This is a genomic window from Caulobacter sp. CCH9-E1 (assembly GCF_001556515.1).
Lineage (GTDB): Bacteria > Pseudomonadota > Alphaproteobacteria > Caulobacterales > Caulobacteraceae > Caulobacter.
The window spans coordinates 1-591 of record NZ_LSJA01000282.1 but is presented as its reverse complement, the minus strand read 5'-3'; the positions used below and the strand labels follow the sequence as shown (position 1 = coordinate 591).

Here is a 591-nt window from a genome sequence, read left to right as displayed (position 1 = left end):
CGTTGAGCTGCGCCGACACCTGATCGGAGACCTGGTAATAGAGGGCCGCGTCGACTCGGGTGAAGCCCGGCAGCGTGACGGTATTGTCGGTCGAAGCGAAGATGGCGCTGCGGTAGATCACGCCGAGGCCGAGGGCGAGACGCGGCGCCACGTCCACCCGGTTCCAGAGTGAGGCCGAATGCTTTGGGAGCTGCGCCAGGCGCGCGCCGGCGCGCACCGTGGCCGACTGCGTCTGGGTGATCTCACCGTCCTGATAGGCGTAACCGCCGACGAGGGTCCAGCCGGGCCTGACGACGCCCTCGGCGCCAAGCTCCACGCCCTTGCTGCGTTGACCCTTCACCAGCACCAGACGCGTCGGATCGCCCGGGTCAGTCGCGGCGACGTTCTCGCGGTCGAGTTGGTAGACGGCTGCGGTGAGGGAGAAATCGGGGCGAAGGTCCCACTTCACGCCGACCTCGCGGTTGATGAACCGTTCCGGATCCAGCGCCTGGTTGGACAGGGACAGCGAGCTCAACTGGTCGCCCGCACGAGGCAGGTAAGAGCGGCTGTAGCTGGCGTAGAGGGCGAGCGGTTCCACCAGCTTGAAGACCA

At 67.2% G+C, this 591-nt stretch carries 1 protein-coding gene; it reads right to left on the bottom strand.

Annotation, left to right across the window (positions count from 1 at the left end):
* A partial coding sequence (locus AX690_RS15885) for a TonB-dependent siderophore receptor (RefSeq protein ID WP_156449697.1) occupies window positions 1-591 on the bottom strand: 591 nt, incomplete at both ends.